The 18,769-nt window shown below is 54.0% G+C and carries 14 protein-coding genes; 4 read left to right on the top strand and 10 right to left on the bottom strand.

Features of this window, described 5'->3' with window-relative positions; all coding sequences use genetic code 11:
- The first annotated feature begins 14 nt into the window (after positions 1-14).
- From tmk to DDZ13_RS00180, 3 genes are read left to right on the top strand one after another with little or no spacing between them, the layout of a single operon-like run.
- Positions 15-644 carry a dTMP kinase gene (gene tmk, locus DDZ13_RS00170; protein ID WP_110129396.1) on the top strand — a complete coding sequence of 210 codons (630 nt, stop codon included), beginning with the start codon at positions 15-17 and terminating at the stop codon, positions 642-644.
- 12 nt (positions 645-656) lie between these two features.
- Entirely contained in the window at positions 657-1,316 is a 660-nt protein-coding gene (locus DDZ13_RS00175) for a hypothetical protein (protein ID WP_110129397.1), read from the top strand.
- Positions 1,303-2,265, top strand: coding sequence for a DNA polymerase III subunit gamma/tau (locus tag DDZ13_RS00180; protein WP_110129398.1), 963 nt, complete (start codon positions 1,303-1,305; stop codon positions 2,263-2,265). The genes DDZ13_RS00175 and DDZ13_RS00180 overlap by 14 nt, the downstream gene beginning before the upstream one ends.
- Positions 2,266-2,307: 42 nt before the next feature.
- On the opposite strand, the gene DDZ13_RS00185 is transcribed toward DDZ13_RS00180, so the two are convergent.
- The 10 genes from DDZ13_RS00185 to DDZ13_RS00230 all read right to left on the bottom strand — a co-directional run bounded on the left by DDZ13_RS00185 (position 2,308) and on the right by DDZ13_RS00230 (position 17,856).
- Positions 2,308-3,297 (bottom strand): transposase, encoded by a 990-nt coding sequence (locus DDZ13_RS00185; protein ID WP_233246041.1) that lies wholly within the window; start codon positions 3,295-3,297, stop codon positions 2,308-2,310.
- A gap of 82 nt (positions 3,298-3,379) precedes the next feature.
- Positions 3,380-3,559, bottom strand: a complete 180-nt coding sequence (locus tag DDZ13_RS00190; RefSeq protein WP_110129400.1) for a hypothetical protein — start codon at positions 3,557-3,559, stop codon at positions 3,380-3,382.
- Between the two features lie 171 nt (positions 3,560-3,730).
- The gene (locus DDZ13_RS00195) at positions 3,731-4,372 is read right to left on the bottom strand and encodes a leucine-rich repeat domain-containing protein (RefSeq protein ID WP_158279704.1); all 642 of its coding nucleotides are present in this window, start codon (positions 4,370-4,372) and stop codon (positions 3,731-3,733) included.
- Positions 4,373-4,575: 203 nt separating this feature from the next.
- Positions 4,576-5,631, bottom strand: a complete 1,056-nt coding sequence (locus tag DDZ13_RS00200) for an RHS repeat-associated core domain-containing protein (protein ID WP_110129402.1) — start codon at positions 5,629-5,631, stop codon at positions 4,576-4,578.
- Positions 5,632-5,682: 51 nt separating this feature from the next.
- Positions 5,683-6,654 carry a transposase gene (locus DDZ13_RS00205; RefSeq protein ID WP_110129403.1) on the bottom strand — a complete coding sequence of 324 codons (972 nt, stop codon included), beginning with the start codon at positions 6,652-6,654 and terminating at the stop codon, positions 5,683-5,685.
- A gap of 198 nt (positions 6,655-6,852) precedes the next feature.
- A complete protein-coding gene (locus DDZ13_RS00210; protein WP_110129404.1) occupies positions 6,853-7,629 on the bottom strand; it encodes a hypothetical protein in 777 nt (258 codons plus the stop codon).
- A gap of 29 nt (positions 7,630-7,658) precedes the next feature.
- Positions 7,659-8,879 carry a hypothetical protein gene (locus tag DDZ13_RS00215; protein ID WP_146209177.1) on the bottom strand — a complete coding sequence of 407 codons (1,221 nt, stop codon included), beginning with the start codon at positions 8,877-8,879 and terminating at the stop codon, positions 7,659-7,661.
- An 11-nt stretch (positions 8,880-8,890) separates the two neighbouring features.
- Complete coding sequence (locus DDZ13_RS00220) at positions 8,891-9,877, bottom strand: hypothetical protein (RefSeq protein WP_110129406.1); 987 nt, start codon at positions 9,875-9,877, stop codon at positions 8,891-8,893.
- On the bottom strand, positions 9,878-17,113 hold the full coding sequence (locus DDZ13_RS00225) for a PA14 domain-containing protein (RefSeq protein WP_146209178.1): 7,236 nt from the start codon (positions 17,111-17,113) through the stop codon (positions 9,878-9,880).
- Positions 17,114-17,187: 74 nt separating this feature from the next.
- The gene (locus DDZ13_RS00230) at positions 17,188-17,856 is read right to left on the bottom strand and encodes a hypothetical protein (RefSeq protein ID WP_110129408.1); all 669 of its coding nucleotides are present in this window, start codon (positions 17,854-17,856) and stop codon (positions 17,188-17,190) included.
- A gap of 174 nt (positions 17,857-18,030) precedes the next feature.
- Here DDZ13_RS00230 and DDZ13_RS00235 point away from each other — a divergent pair, with 174 nt between their 5' ends.
- Entirely contained in the window at positions 18,031-18,690 is a 660-nt protein-coding gene (locus DDZ13_RS00235) for an SOS response-associated peptidase (protein ID WP_110129409.1), read from the top strand.
- Positions 18,691-18,769: the final 79 nt, after the last annotated feature.

The raw sequence follows: 18,769 nt of genomic DNA on the forward strand, positions 1-18,769 counted from the left end.
TGTCTTCTGAAAAAATGCCCGGACGATTTATCACATTTGAAGGCGGCGAAGGTTGCGGCAAATCCACCCAGATTGAACGACTGGCCAATCGGCTGCGGGCCGAGGGGCACACAGTTCATCAAACCCGCGAACCCGGTGGCACCCGGCTGGGCGAGGCGATTCGCAACCTCCTTCAGCACGACGAAGCCGGCCACGGCATGTGCCCGGAGACGGAGCTTCTCCTCTTCACCGCCGCCCGTGCCCAGATCGTACGGGAGCTCATCACGCCTGCACTAGAACGCGGCGAGATTGTGCTCTGCGACCGCTTTGCGGATTCCACCACCGTGTATCAAGGCGTCGCCCGTTCCATCGACCCGATCGAAGTGGCCGCAGTCAACCAGTTTGCCTGCGGTGCACTGATGCCCGACCTCACCGTTTTGATCGACCTTGACCCCGAAATCGGGCTCCAACGCGCCCGCGATAACCGCGGTGCCCCCCTCGACCGGATGGAGCAGGAAGCCCTCGCCTTTCACCAACAGGTCCGGCGCGGCTATCTGGAACTCGCTCAGGTCGACAATGAACGCTTCACCATTCTGGACGGGACAAAGGAAATCGAGGCCCTGGAAAAGGAGATTTGGAACGCGGTTGAGCCGAAGCTGAGCTAAACCGGGCCGGGGATGAGTGTGATTCAAACATTACTGGAGGCCAGGAACGCCCTCGCCGCGAACAAGGTCGCGATCCTTTCGGTGCTCGCCTTACCACTGCTCATCATCACCGCTTCGGAAGTAGCGGCCGCCTACTACGGCACGCCCGGCAGCGCCGTCTACGCGGCACAGTTGGTGAGCTATTTTCTGTACTGCAGCGTCGCCATTTTTCTGCATCGCCTGATCATCCTGGGAACCGACGCCGAAAACCCATCGCCCTTCATTCCGAAGGGCCGGGTATTCAAGTTTCTCATCTATTCGATCGCACTCGGCCTCATCTTAATCCCGGCCATATTACTCATCCACATCCCTGTGGTCGGATTCCTTCTAAGCTATATTGCCATCACATATATCGTGTGCCGCCTGTCTTTCATATTCCCGGCAATTGCCGTGGATGTAGACTGGACATTCAAGGATTCCTGGCAGGCGACCCGAAGGCACCATCTGCAATTGTTTGTCCTTCTGGGAATTATTCCATTTGTTCTGAACCTGCCGTACTACATCCCGGCGACATCGCTGGCCGCCTTTGCCTGCATCAGCATTTTATCCACCATTGCGATGGTCATTGGCGTTGCCATCCTGTCCGTATGTTTCGAAAAATTGACGACAGAACGATCGCATGAATTTATCTGAAGCCTTACCTGAAGCCCTGCGCAAGACCCGGGCTGTCGAAGTACTCGAACGTTCCCTGGCCAACAACCGGCTGGGACACGGCATCCTTCTACACGGGGAAAGCCTCCTCGGGCTGGAGCAGATCGTCAAGGCGATCGCCTCCCAGCTACTGGAGACCGAGCGCGCCCCCTATGAGCATCCGGACTGCTTCACGCTCCGTCCCAGCGGCAAGGCCCGGATGATCCGTGTGGGTAAGTCCGACGAGACCAACACCATGCGGCAGCTCGTCATCAATATCCAAAAATCCTCCAATCAGGGCGGCCGGAAAGTCGGCATCGTCTTTGACGCGGACCGGATGAACCCGGCCTCCGCCAATGCCTTCCTCAAGACCCTGGAAGAACCGCCGGCAGGCACCACGTTGTTTCTTCTCACAACCCGCCCCTATGATCTACTTGATACCATCCGCAGCCGCTGCCTGAACTTTCGCGTACCGGCAGCCCTGGATGTTGTGGACCATCCTGATTGGCAAAATTGGGCCCGTGACTACCGTGAATGGTTGAACCGGCTCATCGCCGGGCCGAATAAAAAGACCGTCCCCCACATCATACTGGGCGCCTACGGCCTGAACGCCCGCTTTCAAAGCATTCTTTCTGAAATCACGGCGGAGGCATGGAAAGAACAGAAGACGGCGCTCCCGGAAAATGTGACGTCGGAGGAAAAAGATGCAATGGAAGCAGGGCTAAGCAAAGGCTTCCGCAAACAACTCCTGAGCGAGATCGAAAAGATGACCGCGACCTACGCGCGCGACTTGGAAAAGACCAACCCGGGACGGCTGCCCGCGATCGCACTGGACCGGGCAACCGACAGCCTGGAAAAATCCGCCGGGCTGCTTGAACTGAACTTCAACCAGGCGGCGGCTCTCGAGCGCTTCTTCCTGACCTCACTCCGAATTTGGACGGCGGCGCGATAACTTGCCCGTAGGGTATCCGCTCGCGGATGCCCCTCTCATACCCTATCCGAAAACCTGCTTCCTCAGCCCCTGAATAGTTGCCAGATCCTGCCAGTCGGCCCCGCGCAGCAAGTTCGGCTTGGGCGGATGTTTTCGCCCCTTCTCCATCTGCCAGACCCCCGCAAAGCCCCGCACGAACTCCCGGCTGCCTAGAATCGCCCCGTCCGTAAAATAGCGCACCCGGCAGCGCAGCACCGTCGCCTTCGGCAAGACGGCATCATCTTTCTCCAGAACTTTCAGCGCCTTCTCCCGAGTCACCTCCGCCAGCCCCGCCTCGGCGGCCCGCTTCCCGAAGATCAACTCCCGGTGCGACTGCAACGCCTCGGCTAGCGAGCTTCGTGACCGCGCCGAGCCATCCGCATGCGAGGCCCAAATCCCGGCCAATCCTTCCTTCGCCAATTTATTCCCTGCCACCGCTTCGGCATAGCCGCAAAAACGATAATCCTTCGGATCATCAACAATTCCCGCCCGCACCGGATTCAGGTCGATGTAAGCGGCCATGGTTTGGAGCGGGTTCCCTTTCCCTTCCACCAGCACGCTCTTGAACCGCTCCGCCCAAAGCGTGCCGTAGCGCTGGTGAGATCGATTATACCACACTGAGAATCGCTGCTTCACCGCCTTCATATATTCCGACACATCCCCCATACGCGCCGAAAGCTTCCGGCGGATCCCTTCCGCTTCCTCACCATCATCACGCAGCTCCTTTTCCATCACCGCAATCGAAGCCGTCTGGTATTTGGTCGGCTTCGGATACAACACATTGTAGCGCCTCAACAGTTCTTTATCAGGAATTTCGGAAACAACCGGCACCCGGAGCAAAACATGAAAGTGGTTCGACATAATGCAGTAAGTCAGCACCTCCACCCCGCAGAAATCAGCCACCTGCCAGAGCATCTTCCGTAAAATCTCCTTCTCCCGGTCCCCAAACAAGCGCTCCCCGTTTACCGTACGCGTCATCACGTGGTAGCAGGCGTCAGCTCCGGAAACTTTCATTCGGCGGGTTCTCATAGTGATTATGATCGTTGAATTAGACTGACAGAGTCTTGTGCTCCCAACATCGCGATGTCAAATATATTTAGCCTGTCCCTTTTAAATCCCTGACGCCAATCTGTTTGGCGAAGGCCTGCCCGCTCATCCCGCTCGACTCGAAGCGGTCCAGTATCTGTTCGCGCCTCTCGCGGGGCATACGGACACGACCCAGACGATCAGTCTTCAGTAAGAGCTCCGGTTCATCACTATCTGTCGTAGATGTCATAGGTGGAACCCTACGACACTTACGACTCAGCTGCAGAGGATTTAATCACGGTGCTTGGCGTGACGCTTACTACGGAACGACCCCTTTTCAGTTTGTTGCCCATTGCGACGTTGGGTAAATTGCAAACATAACGACATGACCCGTTTTGACCCTCGTTTTGACCCTTTTTTGTTACTGAGAATTAACATAAATATGGCCCAAGGGGTTGCCGGATATGTCTAGGTGAAAGTCATATCTATCGTTTTCTTTTACAAGGATTAGCTCAATTGTTGATATCGAGTTGTTAGATATATCTAAAACAGAAAACCCTTTTATGGTGACTAATTGACGTATCAGCTCCGAGTCTACCTGAGATATTGCGTTGCCGGATAAGTTCAAAGTAGCCAGTTTGTCTAATTCTAGAATTTGACCCGGGAAGTGTTTCAGGCGATTATCGGAGATATCCAAATCAGTCAAATCAACGCATTCGGCGGGCGAATTAAATTCCTTTAGTTGATTGTTCGATAAATTCAGGTATTCAAGCTTATTTGAGAACTTATATTTTTGTGCAATAGCGCTTATCTTGTTGTGCTTTAGGTCTAAATATTCGATTGAATTCGACATATCTTCCCCATCACCTAATCTACTTATTAAATTTTCAGATAAATCTATAGCTTTAATATCTGATACTTTAGACAAAAAAGAGCAACTGACTAATCTATTTTTTGAAATAGAAATTAGTTCAACCTTAGACTTCTTTAGGTAATAGATTAGGTTGGGATTCTTGCTCTCTATGAGATTTTCGGACAAAGAGAGAACTTTAAGATTTTTCATCGACAGTAATATCTCTGCGTCTGAACGGGTCAATTTTATCTTGTTCTCATTCAGATTAAGAGTTCTCACGTCAAGGTTACCTTCTAAATAATCAGGAACAGAGTTTAGGTTCGATTCGGACAGGTCTATTACTTCCTTTCCCTCTACCACGGAGTGAAGAAGTGTAATCCCAACTAGCAATATCCGTATGTATGCAACTTGCATCAATTACCTCCACCACAAGTTTTGTCGAAGTCTGAGAAGCTCACCTTTCGTTTACCTGAAATCAATAACATAGTCTGCATTGAAGACAGATCTTTAGCATCAGCCGATCCTGGAGGATCCTCACAATCTAATATTATTGTTGTGACTAATCGATCAAACGGGCCCGATCTAACGTTTCCTATGCCGTTTGTAATTCCCTTAATTGCTTCTTTATAATAATTTGCAACCTTACCAGCTGCCGGAACCTTCTCTGCTACTGTGAGAGCGGCAAGCATCGCATTTATGGCATTGTAATCGGTTTCCAATGCAGCTTCGGCAATAGGCAGGTTGTCAAGAATCTTACCCAACGCCTTATCTAACTTTTCAATTGCACGGATATCTTTCAAATCCTCATTATCATCTAATTTCTCCTTGAGCTTCTCTCCAAGGGTTTTCGCTGAACTGACCCCCTTCCGAATCTTTTCGCGCCTTTTTCTACTTTCTAAGAAATTATCGGCTACAGCTTTGAATGCCTCCGTCCAGTAACAACAGCACCCAGCTCCGATCGCTGAAGAAAGAGTCGACATTACGGATAATTTATCAGCATCTGAAAGGCCGAGATAATCAATCTTCCCAATCAAGGCGTTCCAAATCATGAGATAGGAATTACCTTGAGATGCATTAGACATAAGAATTCGAAAATCACCAGTGCCATTAGCATTCAAAAGGACATTAAAACCACGTTCCTCAATCGGATCCCTTGATGGCCACCTCCCCGTCACGGGATCATAATACCTAAAGCCGTAGTAATACCAATCGAGTCCGTCCACGAATGGCTTGGTGCTGAAGCCATATTCACCGACCAGTGTTCCGGAGATGATGTCAAATCTATTTAGCCTGTCCCTTTTAAATCTCACCCTTTCGAGATCCATGGGTTCTTTGCGGTGCTCTCCTTTCGGCGTCGCTTCACTGTCCTTATTTTTCGGGCACTTTGGGTTTCTTGGCGTTGTCCCTTTTGTCTTCTCGCAATTACGCCGGGCAAAACGCATCGGATCGATGCGTTGTTTGGATGGCATGGAGTGGAGTGTCGCAAGCGTGGGCGTCGGGTGAGGGGGATGATAAAATCTTTATATTTTGCGTTTGACCCCATTTGACTCTCTCCACTCTTTTGACTCTTTCTCTCTCTTCTGGCGACTGACCAAACTCTGCACATAGGATGGCGCACCCATACGCAACTGCTCTGCTATCCAGCGATATGGGGTCAAATAAGCCTCTCTGAGGTAGCGGGCCAAGTCCACTTTCCAGGCTTCACCCTTGCGGCAAGCTCCCAACATCTCCCGGTCACGGCCCAAGGTGCGGAGCGCTTCCTGCAATCCTCGCTCCCAGCGAGGCTCCCGCATTTCCGAAGCCTCCGCTTCGACGACACGCTGGGACTGTTCATCCTTCAGGTCTTCCAAAACGGCTTTCTTCGCATCTTTCGTTCCCTTCATCAAGCCCCGTGACATCTTATCGAAGCCCAATCGCTTCGCCGCCTCGCCGGATGCGGATAACCACTCCAGATAATCCCGGTATTTGCGACGCCCAGCGGGCGTATCAGTCAACCCTCCCGCGAACTCCGCACCCACCTCTGGAGACTCAAACGACCAGCGACGGCTCGGATACCAAAACCGGGCGAAACTGCTGTCCGCATAAGTCTGCAAAGCCGAATCCTCCACTAGACCGGCCCGAACCGGATTCAGATGGATATAGTGACAAACCGCACCGAGCGCATCGCCATCCAGCAGGATGGCTTTGTAGCGCCCCTGGAAGACATGCCCGTTGCTCTTACGGAAGCGATTGAAACGATTCGCAAAAGTCGACTGCAGCCAGCGCATGCCCTCGACAAGGTTAGGGCTAGGTGTCTCGATGCACAAGTGGTAGTGGTTGCCCATCAAGCACCACGCATACAAACGCCACTCCATTGACGTGCAAGCCTCCTCCAGGCACTTTAAGAAACTTTTACGCGCCCCTTCCGTTTCAAATATCCAGGACCAGTAATTACCACGGTTTATCAAGTGATAGCGCGCACCTGCATATTCGATCCGACTTTTACGTGACACGACGCCACTCTTTCGAAATCAGATAAATAAAACAACAAAATAACATGGAAAATTGGACTGACCCTATCTGGTTCCCCGTGGACGCTTACGATGTGGGAGTGGGTTGTTGGTTCTGATTTTTCATAGTAAGGAGTCTCAGTTTAGCGATCACTCGCGCCTGGCAACTCCTCCCATGTCATCTTTTTCAGCCTTGAAAAACTATCGGCTAGGGCCAAGGCCAGAGCCTGAAAAAACTGGTCGCAACATCGCAATACTACATGATACCCGGCGATCTTTCCAAACATCCTCGAAACTCATTGCATGCCTTACATCGGACAAAAACCGGTCAATTTCAGCATCCTTACTGCCGATTTGCTTCGAATTTAAGATTTGGTAAAGCTTTTGGCAAAATGCAAAACTGAATTTATTACTAAATCTGATTATGACAGTATAGTCTCCAATATTCGGAAGCCGCATGGTCACTGCATCATACCCACCTTCTGTAAACGAGAATTTCAAAGATGATGCTTCCCGAAGCCTTACACCATCATCAATTCGAACGAAAGAGTTTGAAAAGGATAGACTCTTCTCATGTTTTTCTTTCAATAAAGTAAACATCAAATCGTACATCCCTGGAACTATTTGCGATGACAAATCGTCTACACCTCCAGAATATTTGTACCCTGATCCGGGGTTTATCTCAATGAAACAGACATCTTCTTTAACATATTGTAGTAATACATCTCCAGAACCTTCTACATATTTACTACTCTCTTTTTCTGGGTAAAAACAAATTTTTTCTTTCCCGTTTGGTTGCTCACTCTTATTGCAAACACCCGAAAGTCTTTTTTGATATATAACAGCTCTTGAGTTTTCATCGACTGTTATGTATTTTCCTACATTAGCTATAATAAATTCATATTTAGCATCAGCCTCCAAGTATAGCCCAAGGAGTAATATGCACGAGAGTGTAGTAAATATGGCTTTAAAGTTCATTTGCAATTTCGTGGTTTACTTTGTATTTCTTATTGGATATCAAAAACCCCGTCGTCTTCCTCAAAAGAACTAGTTGGGTCTTCACCAGTTATATACGAATTTTCTATAACTCCTGCGCCCTTAAGTTCCCCTGATTTTTTTTCATCATTAGTCGAGGCCGAAATTCCCACCTGCACTCGAAGGTTATAGCCATTACCAGACCCAACATCATAATCCCTTTTGATATCAGAAGGGCTATTCGAACCAGTCTCGCTATTTGCAAAGGTGTCGAACGGATCTGGAAAAGATACTATTTTATCTTTAGTATCATAGCTCCATACGTCTTTAGTCCAAACAAGCTGCTCATCTTCAACATAAATCTTTACCCCTACTGCCAATCCGGCAATTAAATCTTCACTACTAGCCGCACTCAAACTAGCGCTAACAGGTCCATATCCTACACTCAGAGATGCACCACCCGAACCGTCGACATAACTTTTCACTAAACTTCCTATTGCATCCCAATTATGCTCTAATTTAGCTGATGCTTCTACAGAGCCATCAAAAGAATTTGATGGCTCTGTAATAACCGTAAGCAAATAGTTTTGGCTCATAAATGCACCTTCTTTAACATCCTCAGCCCCGGATACACTACTGGCTTTGAAGTCTGACACATCATATGAGCCATTTGAGGTATTATCTTTAGGACCACTATCGGTGGACGATACAGAATCATCAAATTTAAACTCAAAAACCGTCCCGCTGTATGTCTCTTCGTATGTTGTACCATCATGAGTAAGAGAAACCTTAATTTCATAAGGGTCGGTCGAATTACCGGTAACAGTAATAGTGTCACCATCACTAACCGAATTGGGACTCACACTCACATCTCCACTCTCGACGCTAACGCTCGCAGTAGAATTTTCGGGGTCAAGACCAATCGAAACATCATACTTGGTGGTCGTGTATTCCGACTGTGCGTTTAAACAAATATCGGGATGGATATCGGCAGCGCCATTGGGATAGCCTTGACTAGCGGCTGGAGACAATTCAACCGGGATAACCCATTCACATTGGTCCCAATCAGCCCAAACATGATCCGGTGTTGGCCTAGGGTCATCTGGATCGTTAATGTCCGGCTCGAGGCAAGGATTATCCTTACCTCCGTCAGCTTCTTCGGCGACCAATTGACAGGTGGAACTTAACACTAACAAAGCAGCAAGTATCCAATTATACCTGACACAAAAATATGACTGTAACCGGTTTTTCATTTTTAAATATATTATTTACTTCTAATAGATTCGATAACGATTCTTTCGGAAAACGTATTTTTGCTTTCTGCAATCCTTGCCAGAGAATCGCTTAATCCAGTTATTTCCATGTCGTCCGCTACTTGTATCGCAGGAATTCTGGTGCGTTCCCCTAAGTTCGGATTTTCGATGAACTCCGCTACAGTTTTTTCCAACTTAGCCACATCCTCGGCAGATAGCTTTCCAGCTCTACGTTCACGATTCAGGGCCAATAATGCAGTGCCGGGCAAACTCGTATCCGTTTCGTCCAGCGAATCCCAAAATACATTTTTGATCATTTTTGCCTGCGTCTCGGAGGCATTTACCATCCCCCGAGAAAGCCCCTGAAGGGTGTAATCACGAACGTTCTCTTGCTGTGTCTTGTCGTTAATGACCTGTGCAGATACTTCTAAATAGTCGTCCGAAAGAACCGGCTGGTCATGAAAAACGGCGACAATTTCATTAATCAAGACATACATTGCCGCATTCGACATACCCTTGTAACGATGCTCATCTGCCAGGTAATCCAGCAGGCGAGTCGCTTCAGCTTCAGGCAATTCAGCCCCGTGTAGATCTGAAACCGCACGAAACCGTTCGGCATTTGAGGCTTCTGTTAGCCCCGTCACCACATCGACCGCATGCTTGGGCGACCTTACGGTCTTATTATTGACTTCAAGCTCCCGGCGAAGATGCAACTGGTCTGGTTGATAGCCAGCAGGCATCCGAGCGACAACCCGACTTGTTTTTGATTCTTCGGAGCGCTTCCCGCTATTGCCCACAGAGGCATTTGGAACGGCTTCCTCTCTTAGAGATGTTGAGCCTTTCCTTCCTTCATCAGCGTTTTTGGGGAACTCCAACTCATTTGGAAAATGCTCCATCTCAGTTGATTGATCGGAGTTCAACAGCTTGACATAGATGAACACAGTCGAGCAAAGGCCGACGAGAACAAAGAGTATTGCGTATGTAGCTTTCCTTTTCATCTATCCCCGGGGTTGGCCAAGATTGATTACGGCATCATAGATATAAGTGCGATGGCAGAACGAACCTTTCGCGGTGCCAGCGCGAATGAAACCTACATATGCCACTCCAAGTTCATTGAAGTCGTCCGGGGTGAGAACCTTATACAGGCTCCCATCCTCAAACATGACACCTGCGGCATAGATATCCAAGTGCACTTCCGTTTCCGGATAGACATCGAACAAGACGACAGCAACTTCGTAAAGTCCGGTTCCGTCCTCATACCGTTCGACCAGTTTGTAGCTGGTTGCGGTCGTGCTCGCCGCACGTTGACCCCGTATCTCTTGTGTCGTGAGGATCGGACCGTTGGGGCTCAGCCTTGCGGCTACATAGCGGGAATTCAAAGAATCGGTCGTGATTTCGAGCACACGATCCCCCGCTTGTGTCGGATCGGCTTCGGTGACCAGAGTCCGCATATCCGACTCGACGATGACATCTTCGGGTAAATCGGGGTTCACCCATGAGCGCGTCTCGGCGACCATGGCGATGGGACTTCTGGCGAAGTCTGCTTCGACCACTTCAACGGCGATTTGACCGGTCGATGTGGTTCCCGCATCCGACCAAGTGCCGGTTACTGTAAACGTGCCTGCGGTGTCGAAATTCACGGGGATTGGGCTTTCGACAGTCGAGACCAGAGGCTGTTCGCCGGTTACGGTCACTTCGACTGAGCCTGTCGCCTGACCTGCGGGCACGGCATTGAGCAGGAGGGAGTCGCCTTTGCGAATCTTCACCGTGGCTCCATTTGCATCGATAAGGTTGGTTTGTTCCCACGTGAGTTCGACATTTTGACTCAAGCCGCCGTTTTCAAATCCGACGTTTGCCGTTGTGGTCGCCGACGCATTTAAATCGATATTCGTATACCAGCGGTCGGCGGGTGCCGGCTGGGCGGCAAGGGCGTCACCGGATAGCATGGACACATAGCGGCTACGCCCTTCGAGGCAGAACGGCGAGGTGATGCTGCTGAGCGAGGTCGCTTCGATGCCGTTGATCAAGTTGAGGCGATGGTCGATCCAATCGGCTTTTCCGTTGGTGTCGGCATCCACCCCGCCATGACGGCTGAGTGCCATGGAAGTGAATCTAATATTCCGGTTTTGCTTGAAGTTGACAAACTGCAGTTCGATCTGGTGCGTGCCCGCTTGCAGCCAGGGTAAGACGATCTTCTTCGTGTCGGTTTCGCCGTCAAACATGTAGAACGAAATCCGCTGCACGAACTGGCCATCCACCGTGACGGCAATCTCGTATTCGGAGAGATTGCCGGTGTATTCGAACGGCGTGGCGGTGAGATCGAGTTCGTAGAGTCCGTCTGCGGAAAGCGTAACCGGCTGGCGGAGGATGCCTCCGGCTGCGTTTGAATGGATGCCGTTTGCATCTGAAAGCCATTCTCCGGTCAGGCCCGTTCCCGTGGTCAAATCCAAGACCTGGACCAACTCGCTGGCCCCCATGTCGTTAGAATTGGGGTCGCTTAGATAGAGACGGGCTTCATCGTAATCGCTGATCCCATCTCCGTCCGAATCGACCAGTTGGGCGTCGGTACCGGCAACGGCCTCCTCAGAGTCCAAGAGACCGTCCGAATCGCTGTCCAAATCGAGTTGTTCTATTTCGTAAGTCGCCTTGGCCAGTTCGACGCCGTCACCACTCGCTACAAACAGGCCGACGATCGGAATCTCTGGAGACGTCCAGAGATGGCTTCCCAACTTCGTCCAGAGCGAACCGTTCACGGAATAGGAGATTTCCACAATGGAACCCGAGATTTTCCGCATACGCAGCCACACGGGCGCGTCGCCTGTATCCACCGTATTTTTCAGGCTCTCGTTCGTGCCGGGGCTGTCGCCGACAGTTCTGATCCCATGAAAGGAGTTGGCATCCCGGTAGATCCCGATGGAGTCGGCGTCCGCGTTGCTCGACGAGCGCATGAACAGTCCGAAGAGGCCCGAATCGCCCGGGAAACTGCCTTGAAACGAATCGACACGAACGATCAGGTCGAAGTTCTCGGTCACGCCGATCTCCCGCATGACTCCGTGTGCGCCCTTGCCGTTCAGAAGGCCGTCGCCGTTGGCGAAGAGGATTTCCGTGCCGTCGGCCGCCAGGTAAGGTTTGGCAACCGTGGCCTGCCCGATTAAGGTGGTCGGCACGTCATTCGGGAGTAAATGGGTCGGCGCATCCGTCGCCTCCAGAATGGAAGTTTCCTCCAGATGCTCGATACCGTCCCAATAGCCATCGCCGTCGGTGTCCCTGGCGGACGGATCGCTTTGGAGATTCATTTCCTGAAAATTGCTCAGGCCGTCGGCATCGAAGTCGCGATACGCACCTTCGAGCGGGGCGCTTGCATCTGAAGGATCGAGGCCATACTGCATCTCCCAGGCATCCGGCAAACCATCGTCGTCCTGATCGTCCGGGTCCGGCAGCCAGGAGAGCAAATATGGAGCTGAAATAACCTCGCGCGGTGAGCCCACATCCGGGCGGCTCCATGCCACTTTGAAATAGTCTCCCGCCCACATTTCGGCATGTAACACTTCGAAATAGTAGCGAACGCCTGCTTCAAGCGTCACGACCTCCGATGTTTGCTCGGGATACAGGTCCCACTGAATCGGGTTCGTGAAAGTCGCGACGTAAGCGATACGCTCTTTGTTGTAGGCGTGCGAATCGCTGCTCAGCCAGAATTCCGTATGGTCGTCACCCACCAGGTGGAAGACATAATCGCCGCTTTCCTCGGGAACGATGAATCCGCGGGTTCGATCTGCATAAGTATCGCCCTGGTTGCCATCGATCTCGAGCTTGTCGAGCCACTCCGTCCTGTTTTCACCTTCAGGGAAATCGGTGTGATGGATGAGAACGTTCAAACGTTTGCCTTTAACATCCTTCCAGATTTGACGGCGGACCAGTCCGGGCATGCCGTAACCGTCGTCGATTCCGTCGCCATCGCTGTCGCTTAGCGTATGATCCGTGCCGAAACGGAACTCTTCCGCGGCTGTCAGGATATCCCCGTCGGTATTTGTCAGTGCGTCTTCAGTATCCAATGGATCGAAGCCATGCTGCACCTCCCAGCCGTCCGGCAGCGTGTCGCCGTCGGTGTCGGCTGAATTCGGGTCGGTGCCCATACTGCGTTCCGTATCGTTGTCCAGACCGTCGCCGTCGAAGTCGAGGCCCTCGGGCTCGACGTTCTGGATGGTGATTTCGTCGATCCAATTGAAGGAGGCTGCGCCGCCTTCCTGGAGGACGGTGAAGTTCGAGAGGGTATCGCGGTTGGGATCGACGAAGGGGACGGCTTCGAAGACGGTGACGCCATCGACGCAAAGCTTCCAGGTTTTGGCCGCGTAATCGAGCCGCACATCGTAGCGCACCCAGGCCTCAGGTTCTCCGGTAAACGGAGCGCTCAGCCACTCGGACTGATCCACATCGAAGACGGAAATGGTTCCGTTATTGGTGATGCCGAAGACGGCCCCGGCGTCCGGATCGATATCTTCGGGCCGGATCAGATCGATGGGGTGCAACTTCGCCTGGAAGGAAACCCAGACGACCGGCTCGCCTGCGGCGCTGAGATAGCGCTTGGCATGGGCAAAGGTATCGACGTAGGGATGGGCCTTGGAGCGGAGCGACTGCGCCGAGGTGTCCGCGCCGGACTCGCCGTCCACTCTGAAGATCCGGGAGGCTTCCCATTGTTGCTGGCCACCCAGCTGCCCCGGCTGAAAACCTTCGGCGGATTCGAAGCCGATGTGCAGGCCTTTCGAGCCGTCGCCTTGAAGTTGGAGGGCGGTGGCGTCGGCGACCGGATCGGCCGTCCAAGCGACACTCAGGGGATCGTAAATTCCGTCGCCGTCGGTGTCGGCGTTGAAGGGGTCGGTCTCGCCCGGATCGACGATGCCGTTTTGATTGGGATCTTCTTCGATGTAGAGCAGACCGTCGCCATCCGGATCCTGATCCAAGTCGATGGCATAGCGGCCGGCGAGGTGCTGCTCGACTTGCTTGAGCTGCGCCTCGCTCAAGGAGGCATCGTAAACGAGAATTTCCAAAATTTCACCGCCGAAGAGGTCGGTGCCGACGGGTTGCTTTTGGCCCACGTAGTAGCCGGTGGTCTCGCCGCTCGTCCACGACTGGATGCCACTCGCTTCGGTTGCCACATGGTCGGTCAGGGCGCGGAGGGCGAGTTCGCCGTCCAGGCCGTCCGCGCCGCCGCTACGGCGGACCGAGGCGATGGAAAGTCGTTGCTCGTGGTTGGGGCCGAGGTCGAGATACACGCCGTCCGTTCCGAGGCCGACGGCATGGATGCCGAAGTGACCTGCCTGCGGCCCGTAGGCCAGCAGCGGGGCTCCGGTAGCGGTGCCGGTCGCGCTGTAGCTGAACGGTGCGCTTTCGGACTGCCCACCCGTCTGCCGGTGCACCACGATGAGGGTGAAGTCACCGGCAGAGGCATCGAAATCGGACAGGCCTGCGAGATAGTCGTCCTGTCCGTCGAAAACAAGAGCGGGCTGACCGTTATAGGCGTTCGCGACCAGACCGGGACGCATGGCCGCATCGGACTGGGAAGCATCGTTGCCGTAGAGCGACTGATCCTGCCAAATGGAAACATTACCGGAGGCATCGAGTTCGACGCCGGTGTCCGAAGCGAGACGGAGCCGCAGATCGACACCCGCCCCATCGCTCAATCCATCGCCGTCCGAATCCGGATCGGTTGGGTCGGTGCCGAGGTCGTATTCCCCGATCATGGCGAGGCCGTCGCCGTCCAGATCACTGTCGGGATCGTAAGCGACGAGCGGGTCCAGCCCGTATTGGAGAATCCAGACATCGGAAAAGCCGTCGCCGGAATTATCGTTGAGCCAGGGGTCGAGACCGAGGGCGCGCTTTTCATCGTTGGTCATGCCGTCGCCCGAAAAGTCGAGGCCGGCGGGCTCGGCGGTGGCGAGCGTGATCGAGTCGATCTCCGTGGCGCTACCCGGCTCACTCGGCGCTTCCGCCAAGGCCTCGCGCAGCAGGCGCAGACGAGTCAGGGCATTGCCGTCCCGATTATAAAATGGCAGGTCGGCGGCGATGAGCGAGCCGTTCAGCAAAAGGGTGGCGCGCCCGGCGGCATAATCGAGATAGATATCGTAGTCGTTCCATGCCTCGAGGTCGGGCGTGACGACAAACTCGGTCCATTCGGCGGCACCGGCGTCGTAAACGGACAGGCTGTTGGGGAATGCGGCACCGAAAACAAGCGATAGTGGGTGACCTTCGTCGCCGACGGTTTCAGGCAATTCGCCGGGCGTCAGCCGGGCGCGGAAGCTCAGCCAGACAGGAACCTGCGTGCCTGCCCCGAAATAGTGCTGCATGGAAGCCGGGGCCAGCGGATCGGCGAACTCGACCGTCTCGCCCGAGGTGACCGTGGCGGCGGCGGCCGTCCAGCCGTTCTGACCGTCGAGCGCACCGGCGGCATAGCCTTCGGCGACCGCGAATTCCGTCTCCCAGAAGTAGCCGCCCTGCCCGTCCGATTGGAGGACATCGATAAAGGAATCGCTTACCAACGGGTCCAGCCCGTGCGCGACTTTATTGCCATCGTTCATGCCATCCCCCGAGCTGTCGGGGTTGTCGGGATCGGTGCCGGCGGTGGTTTCCCCGGAGTTCATGAGACCGTCGCCGTCGTTGTCGAGCGCGGCGGGCTCAATGGCATCCACGCTGACACCGTCGAGGGCGTTGAGTTGATCGAATTGCAGGTAGCTGAAAGCGGGAACGGTATCGCGGAAGCCGAGATTCTGCCCGTAATTGACATCGTCGATCCATACCGACCAGGTCTGGGCCGCGTAGTCGTGATGCACGGTCAGCCGCGCCCAGGCGCCCAGCTCGACCGGCGGATGGTCGAGGGCGAGCCATTGGCCGCCCCCCTGCTGATTGCCGTCGAAGACCCGGAGCAGACCGTCAGTACCGAAATAGAAGGCCGAAGCGGCGCGCGGTGCCGTGATCTCTGGCGGCGTGGCCCCGTCGTAATAGCCAACCGCGAGGTGAAAGTCGATCCAGACCGAATCATGACTTTGGGTGTCTCCAAAAATCCGGCTGAGCGACACGGGCGCTTCTTCGGTGACCCGCAAGTATTGGGTCCCTTCCGGCGCGCCCGACCACATGAGGATTTCAGCATCGACGCCCGTGAATTCCCAAAGGCGGGTACCGTCCAGGAACGGGCCGACCGCATCGCTCTCAAAACTATCGGCAAACGGAACCGTGCCGAACGGATCGGCGGTGGTGCCGAGCGGATCCTCACCTAGCAGGACTTTGAGACCGTCGTCCAGACCGTCGCCCGAGGTGTCGGCCAGGGCCGGACTCGTGCCCAGGGCAAACTCGGTGATATTGGAAAGGCCATCGAAGTCGGAATCCGCGTTACGCTGGTATAGATTCGGGTCGAGCCCGTAGCCGGTGAGCCATGCGTCGGGCAGACCATCGTTGGAAGCGTCGTTGAAAAGCGGATTTCCGGTGCCGACGTAATAATAGTCGAGCAGGCTCTGCGTTTCCGCATCCCCGAACAGGCCGAAATCCGCGAACGCAGTCAGACTATCATCGAGGAAGCCCAAGTCGTAGCGCTGCAGTTCGCCATCGACAAACAGATCCCAGTTGTTGGCCGCGTAATCGAGACGATAGCTGAGGCGAATCCAGTCGAGGGCCGATTCGCCGTCGGCAGCAAGCGGGCTCGTGAAGCCCGTGGACGACCACTGGCCCGAACCGAGGCCGTCGCCATCCACTGCATAGATTTCACCCGCGCCGCCTTCTTTGACGAAGCCGGTGACGGCCGACTGGAGCGAAGGGATGGATGTCGGCAAATTGCTTTGGTCGGCGAAAACCGGCTTGAGGAAAAAATCCACCCAGAAGACCTGCGCGGTTTGCGGTTCCGAGGTCAGGACAAGCCAATCGTTGCCAAAAAAGCCGAAGGCCTGCGAACTGCCCGCTCCCGGGCTCAGAATCTCGGCGTCAAGATCGGCACCGATGTCCCACCAACTGTCGGCGGTCAAGGGTCCCAGACTGTAGCCTTCGTCGGATTCGAAATCCGTCTCGAAAGGCAAGGCAACCGGGGTCTGGGCCGACGCGGTGAGGCAGGGTCCAAAAGATGCGGCGGCGATGCAGGCGGCGGCGAGCGTTCGGGGGACGCGAGAGGTTACGGGGGGCGCCGTTGTCGCGGCATCGCTACGTCGTTTTTCGACAAGGGACGCTGCTCTCGCAGCGTTGCTACGGATGGACACGTGATTCCCGCGAGCGGCTCGCGGGGATGGGCCGGGGCTCGACGAAGTCATGGGAAATCCTTTCGTCGGGGTGATTATTTCTGTGTCTCGAATTTTGTCAGCGAAGTGCTACGGCTTTGGCCCGGCTGCCCGATTTCCCGCCAAAAGATAAAACCGAACATCAAAACGAACCATCCGCCGAGCGAAGAAATCATGATGACGGTGCCTTTCGTCGGCTCGGCGACATTGTCCGCCGAAACGGTCAGATTGTCGAAGTGGTAGCCCCCGCCCCCGGTGTCGATGCTCCGAATCCGGATCGACGCGCCGTCCGCGAAATTGTAGGTCTGCCCTTCCTCAATCGTGATGGAATAGGGATTGTCAGGGTCATTCGTTTGACTCGTATTGGAGGAAGTCCGGTCGATCGTGTCGATCGTTTGCCAACCTGTTCCGCTATTATCGTTGTATTCGACAGCGAAGGTGGCCCCATACATGGGATCGCTAAACGCATAGTCGAAGGCGATGGTCAGCTCGGTGGTGCCGCCGGTATCCAAATTGAAATTTTCGGCGACTTGGAGGTAATTGCCGGTCGAATAACCTCTTTGAAGCGTCACCGTCTCAGGCGTTGCGTTATAGGTGGCCCCCTGGTGCGCGTAACCCGTCGCTAAGGTGTCGGTGGAAAAGTCGTCTTGAAAAATAACAACCGATTCGGAGGCAAGAGAGATCGAACTGGCGGCGAGAAAAAGGGCAAGGGTTCTATTTTTCATATGTGAGTTAGTTAGTGGCTATTGGATACATGGTTATGGATAACGGTTCTTCCACGCCTAACTTTTACACCCCCCCCACCTGTCAACGTTAACTTTGTCAAAAGATCGTTAAGTTCGATTTATTCTGGTTTGATTTCCCGCTGCGCCTCTATTGAGTCTTTGATTTTAGCAATCATGTGCGGCCGATTCACACTCCATTCCAACAAGAATAAACTGGCCGAGGCCATCGCCCTGGCATTGCCGGAAAGCATTGAGCCGGACTATAACATCGGTCCCGGCCGCGAGGTGCTGAGCATCTCCCAGCTAAAGGAAACCGGCCCGCGTGCCACTTTGATGCACTGGGGGCTGAAGACGCCGCAAAACTTTCACGTCAACGCTCGTATTGAAACGGCGGATACAGCGCCGCGCTTCCGCGAGAACTGGGAGTGCCACCGCTGCCTGGTGCCGGCCAACGGATTCTACGAATGGTATGCCGACGGGATCACGAAGCAGCCCTACTACATCTACCCGACTGACCGGGAACTGTGCTATCTGGCCGGGCTCTGGTATCCCTCCGGCCGCGAAGAAGAAGCGGACACCTGCATTCTCCTGACGACTGCCGCCGAGGCCTCGATCCAGGACGTGCACCACCGGATGCCCGTCATTCTGCCTCCGGAAGCTCGCGACGCTTGGCTGGGTAATCAATTGACCCGTAAAGAAGCCGTGCGGCTCGCCAATGAAATCCCCTTTGAGAAACACACGGTCTCGCGGCGGGTCAACAGCGTGCAGAACAACGACAGTCGCCTCATACAAGCCACCGCACCTCTACAAGACGAGCAGATGCAACTCTTCTAGGCCGTTCTGGAACGGGAACTGCTCGATACTTCAAAGACTGGAGCGAGTGGTCATTGACGCAGAGGCACGGGCTCCCTAT

Source organism: Coraliomargarita sinensis, assembly GCF_003185655.1.
GTDB lineage: Bacteria > Verrucomicrobiota > Verrucomicrobiia > Opitutales > Coraliomargaritaceae > Coraliomargarita_B > Coraliomargarita_B sinensis.

Excerpts from the sequence above, each read along its gene's own strand:
- DDZ13_RS00195 (WP_158279704.1), bottom strand. The coding sequence starts at position 4,372 with ATGAAAAATCTTAAAGTTCTCTCTTTGTCCGAAAATCTCATAGAGAGC.
- DDZ13_RS00220 (WP_110129406.1), bottom strand. The coding sequence starts at position 9,877 with ATGAAAAGGAAAGCTACATACGCAATACTCTTTGTTCTCGTCGGCCTT.
- DDZ13_RS00175 (WP_110129397.1), top strand. The coding sequence starts at position 657 with ATGAGTGTGATTCAAACATTACTGGAGGCCAGGAACGCCCTCGCCGCG.
- DDZ13_RS00185 (WP_233246041.1), bottom strand. The coding sequence starts at position 3,297 with ATGAAAGTTTCCGGAGCTGACGCCTGCTACCACGTGATGACGCGTACG.
- DDZ13_RS00190 (WP_110129400.1), bottom strand. The coding sequence starts at position 3,559 with ATGACATCTACGACAGATAGTGATGAACCGGAGCTCTTACTGAAGACT.
- DDZ13_RS00215 (WP_146209177.1), bottom strand. The coding sequence starts at position 8,879 with ATGAAAAACCGGTTACAGTCATATTTTTGTGTCAGGTATAATTGGATA.
- DDZ13_RS00230 (WP_110129408.1), bottom strand. The coding sequence starts at position 17,856 with ATGAAAAATAGAACCCTTGCCCTTTTTCTCGCCGCCAGTTCGATCTCT.
- DDZ13_RS00200 (WP_110129402.1), bottom strand. The coding sequence starts at position 5,631 with ATGCCATCCAAACAACGCATCGATCCGATGCGTTTTGCCCGGCGTAAT.
- tmk (WP_110129396.1), top strand. The coding sequence starts at position 15 with ATGCCCGGACGATTTATCACATTTGAAGGCGGCGAAGGTTGCGGCAAA.
- DDZ13_RS00180 (WP_110129398.1), top strand. The coding sequence starts at position 1,303 with ATGAATTTATCTGAAGCCTTACCTGAAGCCCTGCGCAAGACCCGGGCT.
- DDZ13_RS00210 (WP_110129404.1), bottom strand. The coding sequence starts at position 7,629 with ATGAACTTTAAAGCCATATTTACTACACTCTCGTGCATATTACTCCTT.
- DDZ13_RS00235 (WP_110129409.1), top strand. The coding sequence starts at position 18,031 with ATGTGCGGCCGATTCACACTCCATTCCAACAAGAATAAACTGGCCGAG.